This window comes from Solibacillus sp. FSL K6-1523, from assembly GCF_038005225.1.
GTDB lineage: Bacteria > Bacillota > Bacilli > Bacillales_A > Planococcaceae > Solibacillus.
In genome coordinates this window covers 3715499-3731225 of the sequence record NZ_JBBOSU010000001.1, presented here as the reverse complement: position 1 = coordinate 3731225, position 15727 = coordinate 3715499, and the positions used below count along the sequence as shown (strand labels likewise).

Here is a 15727-nt window from a genome sequence, read left to right as displayed (position 1 = left end):
TTAGCTAGAGTTAAGCTAATGGTCCTTCTTTTTAATGCCCGTATCCAGTAATTGTAAAATAGAAAATGCTTGCTGCATATGCAGGCGCATGACATATTGACTTGCTTGCATTAAAATGCTCGCTTTTGTATAATTCATCATTTCTTTTGCAATGTCGGCATCTCGAATACGTGACTCGGCATCCGTTAAATTTTCAGCGGTATTCATCGTCACATTATAAGCATGCTCTAACCGATTTTGGTAAGCACCAAGGCGAGCTCGTTCCATTGACGTTTGTTTAAGCGAATCATCAAGTGCAGAAAGCGATTTTTCGGCATCTTCGCGTGTGGCAATCGATAAATCGTCCAAGCCTAGAGAATTGCTGCTAACCTCACCAATAAAAATATCGATGTTTTGCCCACTATTTGCCCCAACTTGAATTTTTAAAGGTTTATCTTTGTAATCACCATTTAAAAGTGTCCGCGTATTAAACTCGGTATCTTTAGAAATTCTTGTAATCTCTTTTTTTAACTCTTGGAATTCAATATCAATCAGTTTACGATCTTCATCTGTCATCGTATCGGACGAAGCTTGCACCGATAATTCACGCATCCGCTGAATGATGGCATGTGTTTCATTCAACGCGCCTTCCGCTGTTTGAATCATTGAAATACCATCTTGAATGTTTTTCCCCGCCATATTGAGCCCACGAATTTGTGCGCGCATTTTTTCGGAAATGGCCAAGCCTGCTGGGTCATCCGCCGCGCTATTTATCCGATAGCCGGTCGAAATTCTCAAAAGTGCTTTATTCATCGCATTATAATTTCGATTATAGCTATTATAAATCGTTAAACCCGTCGCCATCCAACTACCCATTCGCATATTTACTTATCACCTCACAAAAAGAACTTTCAATATATATCGACGAGTAATAAAAATTTTTGAATAAATATGGAAATAAAATGGAGGCTTTTCTGTTTTAAAGGAATAGTCCACCAATAATAAGCCCAGTCAAAATAACAAAAGCAGGATGGATTTTATATTTTTCCAATGTAAAATAGCTACCAACTACTAATAACACCGTTGGAATGATATTGATTAAATCATATGATGTTTTTAAAAAATCAAAAGTAAGCGTTAGTAATAAGACCGTAATTGCTGGTAAAACGAAACTGGATAAGCGTTTTACACGAGTAGAATGTCGATATTTAAATAGTAGATTTAATAAAACGAGCATCAATATTAGCGAAGGAGCAATTGTTGCAAAGAGCGCAATCACACTACCTGGAACACCTGCAATAGAATATCCGATAGAGCCTGCTAATTTAGTTGCAATAGGACCGGGTAAGGAATTCGCAAATCCAATTAATTCACTAAACTCTGTGTTTGTCATCCAGCCATACTTATCCACAACTTCATTTTCAATTAATGGGATGATAGAAGGACCACCGCCGTATCCAAGTATATTCGAAATAAAAAAGGCTAAAAATAATTGGAGATAAGTCATGAGGCATCAGCTCCTTTAACAGGTAATGCGAGTGCTAAAACAAGCAAAACAGCAATGACAATCCCTGGGTGAATATTTAGTAGTGCGATTGCAATAAAGCTCAAAATAAAAATCAAGCTAGCAATTTTCAAACCAAGTGATGTTTTTGCTTTTTTCATAAAATCCCAAGTAAGCACGCCCATCATAACTGCCACAATTGGGATAACGCCATTTGTCATTCCGCTAACAAATTTGGATTCGCTAAATTGTTTAAGCGTGCTAAGCAAAACAATCATAAGAATTACTGTAGGGATTACAGTTGCAATTAATGCAGTAATAAGTCCAAGCCAGCCACCGACACGATAACCAATGTAGCCCGCCATTTTAGTACCAATTGGCCCTGGCAATGTGTTGCCAATTGAAATGACATCTGAAAATTCTTCATCCGTCATCCATTCATAATTCGTTACGACCTCCTTATGTACGAGTGGAATCGTCGTAGGACCACCACCGAAACCTAAAATGCCAGATCTAAAAAAAGCAATAAAAATTTGAAGTTGCAAATTCAATGAATGACCCTCCCAAAAATTTTCGAGTATCTAAATATTCTGTAAATACCAATTTTATAGAAAAAAGCTACGAAATACAATCGTAGCTTTAAAAAAAGATATGAAATTACAGAGCGTTACTCTTTTGGTGGTGCACTGTAAGTTGTCATATAAAATGAAGTATCGAACATGGATTGAATAATCGAGGCTTTGCCTTCTAAAATCGGAGCAATTGTTTCCTTATAATTTTGGCTATTTTTCCAAACATCAAATGACGCAGGCCCTACCCACTGGATGATGAGAAGGTACGTATCTTCTTTAATCGGTCGTAAAAAACGATAGGCAATGACTGTACTATCATTTTTCAATGACGTAATGGTATCTGAAATGGTTTTCTCAAACAAGGGACGACCATCTGATAAAATCGGCATATTGTAAAAAGTGAAATACCCTTTTTGCTCGAATTGCCCCATTTCACCTAAAACTTCAAATTTGCGTGGGACGGCAAAAATTGATTTTTTTGGACTTTCATGAAGCACAACTGAATTTCCGTTTCCGTGTAATAAAATGAGTGGTTCTTTGTGGTTTTTAGCAATTAATTTTTCCATAAAATCGGGTGTTCCGGATGTAATATAAAAATTCATTAAGACAACCTCCTTTTAATCTAATATTTCCATTTATATTGAAGTTCAACCTATTTGTCAAAAAGCGGACGTAAGAAAGAACAATTTTATGACATTTGTATGAGAAAACTATACAATACTATTCGAACAGTTTATAGTCATGATGGATATCATTGACGATATAATAACAAATTTATAAGCAATCTGAAGGGGTTGGGATGAGTTTATGACAAAATTTAATGATACATTATTACGTGCTGCTCGCGGTGAGGAAGTAGAACATACTCCCGTTTGGTTTATGCGCCAAGCAGGTCGTTCACAGCCGGAGTACCGTGAAATTAAAGAGAAATATTCACTAGAAGAAATTACGATGCAACCTGAACTATGTGCATATGTAACACGTTTACCAGTTGATCAATATAATGTAGACGCAGCGATTTTATATAAAGATATTGTGACGCCATTACCTGGTATTGGTGTTGACGTGAAAATACAAGCAGGAATTGGCCCAGTTATTTCAAATCCGATTCGGACAGTTGCGGATGTGGAAAAGTTAGGTGAATTCAATGCGAAAGAGCATACACCTTTTGTACTGGATACGATTAAAATGCTTACACAAGAACAGTTGAATGTACCGCTAATTGGCTTTGGTGGTGCACCATTCACACTTGCAAGCTACATGATTGAAGGTGGTCCGAGTCGTAACTATGCAAAAACGAAATCATTTATGGTATCTGAGCCAAAAGCTTGGTTTACATTAATGGATAAGTTAGCAGATATGATTATTGCAGATATTACGGCTCAAGTAGAAGCTGGCGCAAAAGCGATTCAAATTTTCGATTCATGGGTTGGAGCTTTAAATGTTGAAGATTACCGCATTTTTATTAAGCCTGTAATGACACGTATTTTTGGTGAGTTGCGACAATTAAATGTTCCATTAATTCAATTCGGTGTAGGCGCATCTCATTTAGTGAATGAGTGGCATGATTTACCGATTGATGTTGTCGGTTTGGATTGGCGTTTACCAATTCGTGAAGCAGGAGCGCGTGGTGTAACGAAAGCGGTACAAGGTAACTTAGACCCGACATTATTAATTTCAGATTGGAACGCATTAGAAGCGCGAGCTAAAGATATCGTGGATCAAGGATTAGCACATAAAGGCGGCCATATTTTCAACCTAGGACATGGTGTATTCCCAGATGTAAGTCCAGCTGTCTTAAAACGCTTAACGACTTTTGTACATGAATACAGTCGCGAACAAATGGCAAAGCGTGGCTAATCGTTTAAAACTTGATAGAGGTGAGAAGGCATGAAACAAGTACGTGGTTTATTAGTAATGGCATACGGTACGCCGTATAAAGAAGAAGATATCGAACGTTATTATACACATATTCGTCACGGTCGCAAACCGTCTCAGGAACATATTGATGATCTAGCAGCGCGCTATCGTGCCATTGGTGGGATTTCACCACTTGCTAAAATGACCGTTGCACAAGCAGAAGCCCTTGGAGCACGTTTAAACGAAGTACAAGATGAAATCGAGTATAAAGTATTTATCGGATTAAAGCATATCGAGCCATTTGTCGAAGATGCAGTTGAGGCAATGGTTAACGAAGGAATTACTGAGGCTGTTTCCATTGTTTTAGCACCTCATTTCTCGACGTTTTCAGTGAAATCATACAATGGCCGTGCAATCGAAGCAGCTGAAAAATTAGGTGGCACATTAAAGATTACTTCTGTGGAAGCTTGGTATGATGAACCGAAATTTATTGAATTTTGGAAGCAAGCAGTTAATGGTGAATTAGCTAAAATGTCAGAAGAAGAACGGACAAATTGCTGTCTAATCGTTTCAAATCATTCATTACCAGAAAAAATTAAATTAGCTGGTGATCCGTATGAACAACAATTAGTGGATACAGCAAATTTAATTGAACAAGCTTCTGAAATTGAAAATGTTGTCGTTGGTTGGCAATCAGCAGGTCAAACACCCGAGCCGTGGTTAGGACCGGATGTTCAAGATTTAACGAGAGATTTATTTGAACAAAAAGGATATAACGCATTTATTTACACGCCGGTTGGTTTCGTAACAGAGCACCTAGAAGTTCTTTATGATAACGATTATGAGTGCAAAGTCGTTTGTGATGAAATTGGAGCTAGCTATTATCGTCCAACGATGCCGAATACGCATCCGTTATTTATCGATGCGATGGTAGATGCGATTAATAAAAAACTAGCGAATTAAGATAGAGAGTGATGATGAAGGTGACAGTAAAAAGACGAAAGGTTGTTATCGTTGGCGGTGGAATCACAGGCTTAACGACGGCATTCTATTTACAGCAAGAAGCGAAGGCGCAAAATTTACCTTTAGATGTAGTATTAAGTGAAGCGTCTCTACGTTTAGGGGGAAAAATCCATACAGTACGAAAAGATGGGTTTATTATTGAACGTGGCCCCGAATCGTTTTTTGATACAAGTAGCAGTGTCCGCGAGTTGGCACGTGAATTAAATATCGAACATGAAATGATTCAAAATAAAGATGGTCGAACATACATTGCAATTGGTAGCGAACTTCATCCAATCCCGGGTAATTTATTGCTCGGGGGGTCACCTGATATTTTCTCGTATATGACATCGAGTGTACTTTCTTTAAGTGGTAAGATTCGTGCGGCAGGAGATTTATTTTTACCAAAACTTCGCCATGAAGCAGATGAGCCAATAAGTGAATTCTTCCAACGACGCTTTGGTAAGGAAGTCGTAGAGAATTTAGTAGAGCCTGTGCTTGCAGGTACCTTTGCAGGAGATGTCGATCATATAAGTATGCAATCAATGTTCCCGCAATTTTACCAGTTAGAGAAAGATTATCGTAGTTTACTTTTAGGGATGAAAAAGACAGGGCGAGGGATTTATGCGTTAGATGGTGGCCAAGGTGAAATACATTATGAATCGTTTAATAATGGTCTTGAAACATTGGTGGAAGCACTGGAAAAAGAACTTGCTGACCAATCCATTTTAAAAGGAATTAAAGTAGATGCCATTGAAAAATTATCAGATGGTACATATCAAGTTAATTTAAATAGCGGTGCACCGATTCGGGCAGATATGGTCGTTGTCACAACGCCATTTAACGTAACGAAAAAAATATTTAGTGATTCAGAAGCAATGCAGCAAATCCCTCCTATGAATTATGCAACGATTGCAACGGTCACAATGGCATTTAAAAAAGGGCAAATGAGAAAGTATACAGATACGTTAAATTTCTTTGTTTCTCGCAATAGTGATTTTGCGATTACGACATGTACGTGGAATAATCGTAAATGGGATAATGTAGCGCCAGAAGGTCATGATTTATTGCGTGTTTATATTGGGCGTGTAGGGGATGAATCGATTGTTGAGCTTTCGGATAGCGAGATTGAGAAAATTGTCCTGCAAGATTTACGAAAGGCTGTTGGGTTAACGAGTTCGCCAATTTTTACGGTCGTTGCACGTTGGAAAGAATCGATGCCGCAATATATGGTCGGTCATGAAGCGCGTATGAAAAAAATGGACGAACAATTTCATAAAGAATATCCACAAATTCATCTTGTCGGAAGTTCGTATAAAGGAATTAGTGTGCCTGACTGTGTGACACAGGGAAAACAAGCGGCAGACAAAGTAATTCAAGAACTGTTAGAGTTGCCGGTTACTACGTAAATTTTATCTAAATGAGGGTGCTGTACTAAAGGAAAAATCCTTTTAGTACAGCATTTTTTTTAACCATATAAGTATAACCAAAGAATCTATCCTAATGATATAAATGTTCTTATAAAGTTTTTCAAGTTTAGGCTGGCTAAGCACATGAGGCGCACTGATTTGTTGCACAAATCTGTACGACTCATCTTTGTGCTTTGTGCAAGGCCAGCCTATTTAAAGTTTTGCCTTTCAAAAACTTTCTGCATTTTTTGCCGCTTGCCGTGGGAGGCGGCGTCATTCTTGCTAAATTTTGCCCATTGTGCAAGGAATATTCTAATTCTTTTGTCGAGTTTGTATTTCAATAAAAATATTGAGTAGCGAAAAACTAACATCATATTCGAAAAATTGATTAAGAGTTTTAGTCGTAGAAACTTGAATAGAAGAAGTTGATTGGAATGAAGGGGAGGCGACTCCTGAGGGAACAGCACGTGCGAAAAAAGTTAGTTGGAGCCGTGCCCGCGGAAAGCGTCCGACCCGGAATGGAAATCAACTTCCCCCTTATTAGAAAGGATTATTAATGATGGATTCTTTAATTAATTGTATCAAGTTATTTCGTATGTAAAAATATGTTCACAATTTTATCTCATGTCTTTCATGCAAATTTCACAATTATTTAGTACGCTTATTAGTGAGGTGGCGCATTATGAAACGAGCTCATTTCATTTTGTATTTTCTATTCATCATAATACTTACGGGTTGTTCGGATGACCGTTTCGATCGCGTTGATCCACATCAATCATTCGTCGCATCGGTCAATTTATTAGAGCCATCCATCACGTTTTTTGATCAATCAGCGAATGAAATTGCTTTATGGCCTTTGGAAAAAGCATATACAGGTGCCGTATTAATTGGTAAGGATGCTATATTATTGTATGGTCATCAACTGGCAGAAGCGGATTTATATGAGCTTTCTACGGGAAGGCCTTTGCAAAAAGTCAAAACAGGATTAGGTGTAACGAACGCTTATTTTGATGACCAATCGGAAAAAATATTTATAACGAATAGTAAAACAAATGAACTTACAAGTTACACGACGAAAGGGAAATTGCAGCATACAGTGAAGCTTCGTAATTATCCAATGTCAATGTTAGTGAGTGATGGCAAGTTATATGTGATTAATTACAAAGACACGATTCTTTCGGTCATTTCTACTGAAACAATGGACATCTTAGAAGAGTGGGAGATACCAAAATCATCGCATGGATTGGTCATTCCTAATAGTCGAGATGAATTATGGATTGGTGGGCATGGTGAAGGCAGTAGTCCCAATCAAACCGTTGATATTTATGCACAATCAACAGGTGAGAAGTTAAAGGAAATCCCGATGCCGCTAATGCCAGTTGGTTTCTCTCAAAAGGATAATGAAATTGCGGTTGTTAGTCATGGGGAAAATATTTTATATGTGGTGAATGGAGATGGAACAATTATGTGGCAGCTTGAAATAGGTGCGAATCCATTTACTGTAGCACATTTTAAAGATTCACTCGTTGTAGCAGGCTATGATGATCATGCGATTTATTTTATAAAAAGTAGAAGTATACAAAAAAAGGTGCAAACAGGAAAAGGACCATTTCATTTGCTTGTGAGGGAGGGATAGCAGATGGCAACTATATTAATTGTAGACGATGAAGAAAACATGAGACAGCTCATTGACGTTGTTCTATCCCAATCAGGTTTTACGATAGAAATGGCTGCGAATGGGACGGAAGCTTATCATATCCTAACACAGCAGAAAATTGATTTAGTATTGCTCGATGTGATGATGCCTGGTGAAGATGGTTTTGCAGTATGTGAAGCGATTCAAGCAATCGGGCAAGTCCCCGTCATCTTTTTAACAGCACGCGATGCAAATGAGGATAAAGTGAAAGGGCTAACAATTGGCGGTGATGATTACATCGTCAAGCCCTTTACGACAAATGAATTAATTGCAAGAATTCAAGCGGTATTACGAAGAACAGGGCTGGTCATGCAGCAAGTAGAAGCGAGCTTTTTACAATGCGGTGTTATAAAAATGGATGAAATATCTCGGAAAGTGTTCATTAATGAGGGCGAAGTGACACTTACTTTAAAGGAATTTGAGTTGTTGCATTCATTTATGCAAAATCCAAATACTGTATATTCACGAGAGCAACTTTTGGAACGAATATGGGAACTGAATTACGCAGGTGGAACTCGTACGGTGGATACGCATATAAAAACATTGCGTATTAAACTAGGGAAAAAATCAAAGGAAGCAAGCGACTATATTCAAACGGTGTGGGGAATTGGATACCGCTTTGAAAAAACAATATGAAAAAGTTGTCCTCAAAAATTTGGTTGCTCATTGTTTTGTTTTTGACTGCAACCGTTGTATTCATGTACATATTTACAAATTTCCTTTATGAGCAACTTTATGTTGAAGATACAAAGATTACGATGGTAGAAGTCGGTGAAAAGCTGCAAACGATGTATCAAGGTGGCAAAGTAACGGACGAGCTAATTGGGGCGATTGATCATTATGCGGCGTATTCAAATATTCCAATATTTGCGGTGAGAAATCCACGTGAGTTGAGTGCATGTGTCCCGTTTGATGTAGACTACGATGCTTTAGTAGGACCGACCGAACGTCAGCAATTAATAGCAGGAAATACGGTTATAAAAATGGGGTATGAGCCACGTTTTGAACGCCAAATTATTTCAGTCATTTTACCATTTACTGATCAAAATCGTTTAGAAGGAATTATTTATTTATACTATCCGTTAGCGAAAATTTCAGAACTGGCGAAAGATGAAGTGATATTGCTTATAACAGGTGCGGTGATGTTTTTATTAGTAGCAGCATTTTTTGTGTACCAAGGAATGCGCAAAATTTTAAATCCGTTAGCAAATTTACAACAAGCGGTGAATCGTATGGCGGGGGGAGAATATGCAACAAGAGTTGATGTAACATCCAAAGATGAAATAGGCACACTTTCCACTGCCTTTAACCAGATGGCAAGTTCCATACAACAGGAAGATGAAGCACAAAAGTCCTTTCTTGCAACGGTATCCCATGAGTTACGTACACCGATTAGCTATGTAAAGGGCTATAGTGAAGCGATTCAAAATGGCTATATAACGGAACAGAAACGGGATGAAGCAATCAGGCTCATTGCGCGTGAATCTGCCCGTATGGAACGTTTAACAAATGAGTTGATGCAGCTCGCAAGAAAAGATGAAAAAATCCAATTAGCTGAAGCCGAGCCACTTGTTTTAGCCGAAACGATACGGGATGCGGTGTCATTGCTACAAAATCTAGCAATTGCGAAACATATTCAAATTGAACCAGACCTTGAAGAAGAAGTGATTGTCATGGGTGATGAGGAAAAAATAAAGCAAGTGTTTATAAATGTTATCGAAAATGCGATCCGTTACTCTCAAGAAAACGCAGTGATTTTCATTGATTCGAAAGAAATTAATAATGAGGCTGTCATTAAGGTAACGGACAGCGGAATAGGAATACCTGCCGAAGATTTACCGCATATTACAGAACGTTTTTACCGCGTCAATAAAGCGCGTAGTCGTTCGGATGGGGGCAGTGGCTTAGGTCTATCCATTGTCGAACAAATTATTAAACAGCACCAAGGTAAATTAAAAATTGAAAGCACATTAGAAAAAGGAACGGACGTAATCATTACGCTCCCAACAATGGAGGAATTAGAATGAAAAAGTGGATGTATAGTTTAGTAGCAATTCCAGTATTATTATTTGGCTGTGGAGGAGAAGAGCAAGAAATCGACACATTAGATAATGGCGTTATGCCGGTAGAAGTTGTAGTTGAAATTCAAACACCTGAGCATTTAAATGTAAACGAAACAATTCAGCTTGCGGCGCGTGTGACACAAGGCGATGAAGCGGTAGATGATGCAGAGGAAGTAAAGTTTGAAGTGTGGGAATCAGGCTTGCGCGATGACGGTCAAATGTTAGACGGAAAATTAACAGAAGACGGGATTTATGCGGTCGATTATACATTTGATCATGACGGTGTATATTATATGTTTGCCCACACAACAGCGCGTGGATTACATGTCATGCCAAAGCAACAATTAGTCATTGGGGAACCCGATATGAGTAAAGTTTTAGAAGATAAAAGCTCAGCATCAATGGACCATGGCGCTGGACATGAAGAAAATACAGATTCTGAGGAAAAAGATAGTCATTAATCATTGCAATTCAATAATATCGGTGTATAATAATGACCAGATGACCGAAATGGTTTTATGGTCATTTCCGATAGTATCGTTTATTTATGGAGGTGGGTAAGTGGATCGACGACAGGAAATTTTACAGTCTGCAACGAAATCTTTCACGTTATTTGGTTATAAAGCAACAACAATCGAGCAAGTTGCTAAAATTGCGAACGTTGGAAAGGGAACAATTTATACGTTTTTCGCAAATAAAGAAGACCTTTTCCAAGAAGTAGTACTAAATTTAATTGATGAAATGAAGAGAGAAACAGATAAATCGATTGACTTCAATGCGAGTTTTATACACAAAGCTCATACTTCATTAATGACTATGCTTCAATTCAGGGAGCGTCATTTATTGTTTGCGAAACTCATAGAAGAGGAAAAAGAGCTACGAACGCCAGCAGTAAAACAGATGCTGTTAGAAATTGAGCGAGAAATTATTTCCTATATTTCTGCCCGCATTCAAAAAGGGATTGAAAGAGATGAAATAATTGATTGCAATAAAGAACATGTTTCTTATATGCTATTTAAAACGTATCTTGCATTCATCGTAGACTGGCAAACGACGCATGAAGAGCCATTAAAAGAAGAAGAGATTTTAGCATTATTTAAAGAAACAATATTTCGGGGTTTAGCGAAAAAGTAAGTATCACTTCTTACAGAGGTGATTTTATTTTTTAGCTAGATTGACCAAATGACGTTTTCGGTCAATGAGTATTTTATGGAGGGGAATTAATGATTAAAGCAGAATGGTTAAAGTTGTTAAAAACGCGAAAAATGCTTGTGGCGACAATTGCAGTACTATTTGTTCCGGTGCTTTACGCAGGGATGTTTTTATGGGCGTTTTGGGATCCATATGCCAATTTAAAAAGCTTGCCTGTAGCAATTGTCAACGAGGATAAAGGCGCTACGATGGAAGGCGAATCGATACAAGTCGGTGATGAACTCGTTGAAAATCTCTTGGATAGTAAGGAATTTAAATTTGAAAAAGTCGATCAAAAAGATGCAGAGCAAGCATTAAAAGATCGCAAATATTATATTTTAATTAAAATTCCAGAAAACTTTTCACAGCATGTCACAACATTATTAGATGATTCACCTCAAAAGTTAACAATTGATTACATTCCAAACGAGGGCTTTAACTTCTTAAGTGCTCAAATTGGGGAAACAGCAATGGACCGCATTAAAGCGGAAGTAAATGCACAAGTTTCGGCAACATTCGCTGAAAAGTTATTTGATTCCATTACAACTTTAGGTGATGGCTTTACGGAAGCGGCAGATGGTGCAGGTGAATTGGATGAAGGTGCACAAAAAATTGTCGACGGTGCAACAGATTTAAAAGGATATTTACAACAATTAGCTTCAAGCACAATTGAATTATCGGATGGTTCGTCTGAATTAACTGAAGGTGCAAAAAAAGCAGCAACTGGAGCAAACGCTTTAGCTACGGGTGTAGCAACAATTGCAGATGGTAGTAGTCAACTTGCGGAAGGTGCAACGACTGCATCACAGGGGGCGGATACCTTACAACAAGGGCTTAACCAATATGTTAATGGGGTTGGGCAACTAGCAAATGGTCAAAATGAATTGACTACTGGTCAAGAAAGCTTATCTTCTAATTTAGCAGCTTTAGCTCAAGGCACTGCCAATATAGATGATAAAATAAAAGCATTAGCGGACGGTTCTGCAAATGTTACAGGCGGTATTGATCAGCTAGCCGAGCAGTTACAGGCAGTTATCCCGTTATTGCCAGAGGAAAATCAAGCAGCAATACAAACAGCTTTAGCGCAATTACAAGCGGGCAGTACGCAAGTAAGTGGTGGATTAACACAACTTCATACAGGTACGAATGGTCTTGATGACAAAATTGCCGCACTGAGCGAAGGCGCAGAAAGTTTAAATGCGGGTCAAAAACAACTTGCAGCAGGTATTGAGCAGCTTACAAATAGTTCTCCACAACTGCTTGAAGGGGCCAATTCTTTAGCAGTTGGGAATTCCACTTTAGCAGAAAAATTACAGCAGCTAAGTAAAGGTGCTGTTGATGCGACACAAGGAGCAAATGATTTAGCATCAGGCTTAAATACACTTGTGGCAGGTTCGAATAAATTAAATGATGGTACGTCGTTATTAGCAGAAAAATCAGGTGAGTTGGCAGAAGGTTCTTCAACTTTAGCAGATGGTACAAAAGATTTAGCAGATGGTACAGCGACATTGACGGAAAAATTAACAGAAGCAAGTGATAAGGTCGATATTCATCCGACAGAGGATATGTATAATATGGTCGGTTCACCAGTGGAAGTTGAAAAAACGGCTGTGAATCATGTACCGAACTACGGAACAGGATTTGCTCCGTACTTTATTTCATTAGGATTATTTGTTGGTGCGCTATTAATTTCAATCGTTTTCCCATTAGTCGAGCCAGCGATTATTCCGAAAAATGGTGCGAGCTGGTTTATGAGTAAAGTGTCTATATTAGCGGTCGTAGGTATCATTCAATCAATCATTACGATTGCAATTGTTGTATGGGGATTAGGTTTAGAAGTTGGAAACATGCCTCAATTTATATTAACAACACTTTTAACAAGCTTTACATTTTTAGCATTAGTTCAAATGCTTGTATCAATGTTGGGAGATCCAGGTCGCTTCATTGCAATCTTAATTTTAATCTTCCAATTAGTAACAAGCGCGGGTACATTCCCACTTGAACTATTGCCAGAACAGCTTCATATTTTCAATACGTTTTTACCGATGACGTTCACAGTTCAAGCATTTAAATCTGCTATTTCAATGGGAGATAACTCATTCTTAATGATGAACTGGTCGGTTTTAGGTGCGTATTTAGTAAGTTTCTTAGCGATTACATTTGGCTACTTTGCGCTAATTCATAAAAAGCGTTATTCAAAACATCATGTGGAAAGTAAATAATCAATAAAAGGAAATGTCCTGTTGCGCTAATAAATGCAGCAGGGCTTTTTTTTCGTTGAGACGGATAAAAATACGAAAGTGTTCGATAGAAAGTGAAAAGTGACGGATAGAATCCGAAAAGTTTTGGATAGAATCCAAAATTTGATGGATAAAACCCGGTTTAGAAGGATAAATCAGTGATTATGGAACAAAAAAATCCACGAGCTTTGAGCGTGCCCGTGGAATGAATGTAAGCTATTTGTTATAGGTTCATCTTTATCTAAGATGAAGGTGTTAGCAAGTTGTTTTTTCTAATGGTGTATCAACGATGATTATAAAGAGTTGCATTTATCACAATTGTTGCTGTAGCACTCGCTTTGTTCTTCAATTTTGTCACCGCATTGTACACAAATTTTATCTGGTAAGTTTTTGAAAAATTCGACTACGTTTTCTAACATTGTGGCCCCTCCTTTTTTTAAGTCTGTTATATGACTTCTGTTGATATTACTTATTGTATTATAACAGTTTTATTTCGTCAACACAAAATGCCTAATTTGCGTTAAAATAAATATGGATAAATTGTGAAGGAGCGAGGAACCATGTATTTTATTGATAACAAAGGTATTACAGATCCACGAATTAACTTAGCAATTGAAGAGTATGTATTAAAAAATATGGACATTGAAAAAGATGATTACTTACTGTTCTATATTAATCAACCATCGATCATTATCGGAAAAAATCAAAATACGATTGAAGAGATTAATACAGATTACGTTGAAGACAATGACATCATTGTCGTTCGCCGTCTATCAGGTGGTGGCGCTGTGTACCATGATTTGAACAATTTAAATTTCAGCTTTTTAACAAAAGATGATGGGGACAGCTTTAATAACTACAAAAAATTTACGCAGCCGGTAGTAGATGCACTTGCGAAATTAGGCGTGAATTCAGAACTATCGGGTCGTAACGATATTTTAGCAGAGGGTAAAAAGGTTTCTGGCAATGCGCAATATTCTACGCGCGGCCGTATGTTTAGCCATGGTACATTAATGTTTAATTTAGATATTGATGCGGTAGTCAACTCGTTAAAAGTGAAGCAAGATAAAATTGAATCAAAAGGAATTAAATCAGTTCGTTCTCGAGTAGCGAATATTATTGATTTCCTACCTGAAAAAATTACAGTAGAACAGTTCCGCATGGAAATTTTAAAGTCAATTTTCGGTGGCGAAGAAAATATTCAATACTATGAATTAACAGAAGCCGATTGGACGGAGATTCATGAAATTTCAAAAAGTCGATATCAACAATGGGATTGGAACTACGGAAAATCACCGCGCTTCAATATCCAAAAATCACAACGCTTCCCATCAGGTAGCATCGATATTCGCTTAGAAGTAAATAAGGGAATTATTGAAGAAATCACGGTATTTGGAGACTTTTTCGGTGTAGGTGATGTGAAAGAAATCGAACAATTATTAGTCAGTACAAAATACGACCGAGCAGCAATTGAGGACAAGCTTAATACGGTAGATATTCCAAACTATTTCGGTGGCGTAACAAAAGAGGAATTTTTACAATTAATTTATTAATTCTAGACAACTAATAGGCGCTATTCTTCAAAAAGAAGAATAGCTCTTTCTTATGGAGTTAATAGGTAGATAATTTTGTAAGGATTACATTTAGGGGGAGTTAAATGAGTTATTGTTCATTCATTGCTACAAACTTTGAAATGCCAGAAGTGGAATCGAGAGTGAAAAGCATTACGGCTAAGGAAGCGATTGAATTAGGTGTAAAGCCAAATGAGTTTGTACCTTGGGAGAATATAGACCCGGACGCTCAAATATTATATGCCGAAAATGAAGATGATTTAAATGAATTGGTTGTTACAAAGGACACTTACTATAATGTGAGCGGCTATACAAGTTATCCATTTACTTATGAGGTGACGTTTGGCTATTCGGAATCGAGATTAAACCAATTGCTGGAGTACTTAAAAGAAAATATAAAAGAAGATCAGATAATAGAACTATGGAGAGTATGGATTGGTCATGATAATAATGACTTAAATATACCGTATAGTAGATATTCCTTTGGAGAACTAACCCTAGACCAACTTTTACAAATGTATGATAGGAATCATGAACAATATAAAGAGGAGTATTGTATCGTTTTGGAGAGGTGAAAATTAGTGCACTAATTATGTATATGAGTTTAACCAAAGAATCTATCTTAATGATATAAATGTTC

16 protein-coding genes are annotated in these 15727 nt (G+C 37.5%); 11 read left to right on the top strand and 5 right to left on the bottom strand.

Annotated features, from left to right (window positions below; all coding sequences use genetic code 11):
- Positions 1-15: 15 nt before the first annotated feature.
- The 4 genes from MHI10_RS17920 to MHI10_RS17905 all read right to left on the bottom strand — a co-directional run bounded on the left by MHI10_RS17920 (position 16) and on the right by MHI10_RS17905 (position 2657).
- Entirely contained in the window at positions 16-861 is an 846-nt protein-coding gene (locus tag MHI10_RS17920) for a flagellin N-terminal helical domain-containing protein (RefSeq protein ID WP_340787833.1), read from the bottom strand.
- Between the two features lie 97 nt (positions 862-958).
- Complete coding sequence (locus tag MHI10_RS17915; protein ID WP_340787830.1) at positions 959-1486, bottom strand: chromate transporter; 528 nt, start codon at positions 1484-1486, stop codon at positions 959-961.
- Positions 1483-2034 carry a chromate transporter gene (locus MHI10_RS17910; protein WP_340787827.1) on the bottom strand — a complete coding sequence of 184 codons (552 nt, stop codon included), beginning with the start codon at positions 2032-2034 and terminating at the stop codon, positions 1483-1485. Before MHI10_RS17910 ends, MHI10_RS17915 begins: the two co-directional genes overlap by 4 nt.
- 116 nt (positions 2035-2150) lie before the next feature.
- On the bottom strand, positions 2151-2657 hold the full coding sequence (locus tag MHI10_RS17905; RefSeq protein ID WP_340787824.1) for an antibiotic biosynthesis monooxygenase family protein: 507 nt from the start codon (positions 2655-2657) through the stop codon (positions 2151-2153).
- Positions 2658-2862: 205 nt separating this feature from the next.
- Here MHI10_RS17905 and hemE point away from each other — a divergent pair, with 205 nt between their 5' ends.
- The 9 genes from hemE (at position 2863) to MHI10_RS17860 (ending at position 13498) form a co-directional block, all read left to right on the top strand.
- Positions 2863-3915 (top strand): uroporphyrinogen decarboxylase, encoded by a 1053-nt coding sequence (hemE, locus tag MHI10_RS17900; protein WP_340787822.1) that lies wholly within the window; start codon positions 2863-2865, stop codon positions 3913-3915.
- Between the two features lie 30 nt (positions 3916-3945).
- A complete protein-coding gene (gene hemH / locus MHI10_RS17895; protein WP_340787820.1) occupies positions 3946-4878 on the top strand; it encodes a ferrochelatase in 933 nt (310 codons plus the stop codon).
- Positions 4879-4889: 11 nt separating this feature from the next.
- Positions 4890-6326 carry a protoporphyrinogen oxidase gene (hemY, locus tag MHI10_RS17890; RefSeq protein WP_340787818.1) on the top strand — a complete coding sequence of 479 codons (1437 nt, stop codon included), beginning with the start codon at positions 4890-4892 and terminating at the stop codon, positions 6324-6326.
- A gap of 682 nt (positions 6327-7008) precedes the next feature.
- Positions 7009-7962 carry a YncE family protein gene (locus MHI10_RS17885; protein ID WP_340787817.1) on the top strand — a complete coding sequence of 318 codons (954 nt, stop codon included), beginning with the start codon at positions 7009-7011 and terminating at the stop codon, positions 7960-7962.
- A gap of 3 nt (positions 7963-7965) precedes the next feature.
- On the top strand, positions 7966-8658 hold the full coding sequence (locus MHI10_RS17880) for a response regulator transcription factor (protein WP_340787814.1): 693 nt from the start codon (positions 7966-7968) through the stop codon (positions 8656-8658).
- Positions 8655-10049 (top strand): sensor histidine kinase, encoded by a 1395-nt coding sequence (locus tag MHI10_RS17875; RefSeq protein ID WP_340787811.1) that lies wholly within the window; start codon positions 8655-8657, stop codon positions 10047-10049. The genes MHI10_RS17880 and MHI10_RS17875 overlap by 4 nt, the downstream gene beginning before the upstream one ends.
- On the top strand, positions 10046-10546 hold the full coding sequence (locus MHI10_RS17870; protein WP_340787809.1) for a FixH family protein: 501 nt from the start codon (positions 10046-10048) through the stop codon (positions 10544-10546). The genes MHI10_RS17875 and MHI10_RS17870 overlap by 4 nt, the downstream gene beginning before the upstream one ends.
- Before the next feature lie 100 nt (positions 10547-10646).
- Positions 10647-11219 carry a TetR/AcrR family transcriptional regulator gene (locus MHI10_RS17865; RefSeq protein ID WP_340787807.1) on the top strand — a complete coding sequence of 191 codons (573 nt, stop codon included), beginning with the start codon at positions 10647-10649 and terminating at the stop codon, positions 11217-11219.
- A gap of 89 nt (positions 11220-11308) precedes the next feature.
- A complete protein-coding gene (locus MHI10_RS17860; RefSeq protein ID WP_340787805.1) occupies positions 11309-13498 on the top strand; it encodes a YhgE/Pip domain-containing protein in 2190 nt (729 codons plus the stop codon).
- A gap of 311 nt (positions 13499-13809) precedes the next feature.
- On the opposite strand, the gene yhfH is transcribed toward MHI10_RS17860, so the two are convergent.
- The gene (gene yhfH / locus MHI10_RS17855) at positions 13810-13935 is read right to left on the bottom strand and encodes a protein YhfH (RefSeq protein WP_008406441.1); all 126 of its coding nucleotides are present in this window, start codon (positions 13933-13935) and stop codon (positions 13810-13812) included.
- Between the two features lie 141 nt (positions 13936-14076).
- On the opposite strand from yhfH, the gene MHI10_RS17850 reads away from it, so the two are divergent.
- The gene (locus MHI10_RS17850) at positions 14077-15069 is read left to right on the top strand and encodes a lipoate--protein ligase (protein ID WP_340787803.1); all 993 of its coding nucleotides are present in this window, start codon (positions 14077-14079) and stop codon (positions 15067-15069) included.
- A 104-nt stretch (positions 15070-15173) separates the two neighbouring features.
- A complete protein-coding gene (locus tag MHI10_RS17845; RefSeq protein ID WP_340787801.1) occupies positions 15174-15662 on the top strand; it encodes a magnesium transporter in 489 nt (162 codons plus the stop codon).
- Positions 15663-15727: the final 65 nt, after the last annotated feature.

What these genes read in the sequence shown, in the direction of transcription:
- MHI10_RS17920 (WP_340787833.1), bottom strand. Translation starts at nt 861, where the DNA reads ATGCGAATGGGTAGTTGGATGGCGACGGGTTTAACGATTTATAATAGC.
- MHI10_RS17915 (WP_340787830.1), bottom strand. Translation starts at nt 1,486, where the DNA reads ATGACTTATCTCCAATTATTTTTAGCCTTTTTTATTTCGAATATACTT.
- MHI10_RS17905 (WP_340787824.1), bottom strand. Translation starts at nt 2,657, where the DNA reads ATGAATTTTTATATTACATCCGGAACACCCGATTTTATGGAAAAATTA.
- hemE (WP_340787822.1), top strand. Translation starts at nt 2,863, where the DNA reads ATGACAAAATTTAATGATACATTATTACGTGCTGCTCGCGGTGAGGAA.
- hemH (WP_340787820.1), top strand. Translation starts at nt 3,946, where the DNA reads ATGAAACAAGTACGTGGTTTATTAGTAATGGCATACGGTACGCCGTAT.
- hemY (WP_340787818.1), top strand. Translation starts at nt 4,890, where the DNA reads ATGATGAAGGTGACAGTAAAAAGACGAAAGGTTGTTATCGTTGGCGGT.
- MHI10_RS17885 (WP_340787817.1), top strand. Translation starts at nt 7,009, where the DNA reads ATGAAACGAGCTCATTTCATTTTGTATTTTCTATTCATCATAATACTT.
- MHI10_RS17880 (WP_340787814.1), top strand. Translation starts at nt 7,966, where the DNA reads ATGGCAACTATATTAATTGTAGACGATGAAGAAAACATGAGACAGCTC.
- MHI10_RS17875 (WP_340787811.1), top strand. Translation starts at nt 8,655, where the DNA reads ATGAAAAAGTTGTCCTCAAAAATTTGGTTGCTCATTGTTTTGTTTTTG.
- MHI10_RS17870 (WP_340787809.1), top strand. Translation starts at nt 10,046, where the DNA reads ATGAAAAAGTGGATGTATAGTTTAGTAGCAATTCCAGTATTATTATTT.
- MHI10_RS17860 (WP_340787805.1), top strand. Translation starts at nt 11,309, where the DNA reads ATGATTAAAGCAGAATGGTTAAAGTTGTTAAAAACGCGAAAAATGCTT.
- yhfH (WP_008406441.1), bottom strand. Translation starts at nt 13,935, where the DNA reads ATGTTAGAAAACGTAGTCGAATTTTTCAAAAACTTACCAGATAAAATT.
- MHI10_RS17850 (WP_340787803.1), top strand. Translation starts at nt 14,077, where the DNA reads ATGTATTTTATTGATAACAAAGGTATTACAGATCCACGAATTAACTTA.
- MHI10_RS17845 (WP_340787801.1), top strand. Translation starts at nt 15,174, where the DNA reads ATGAGTTATTGTTCATTCATTGCTACAAACTTTGAAATGCCAGAAGTG.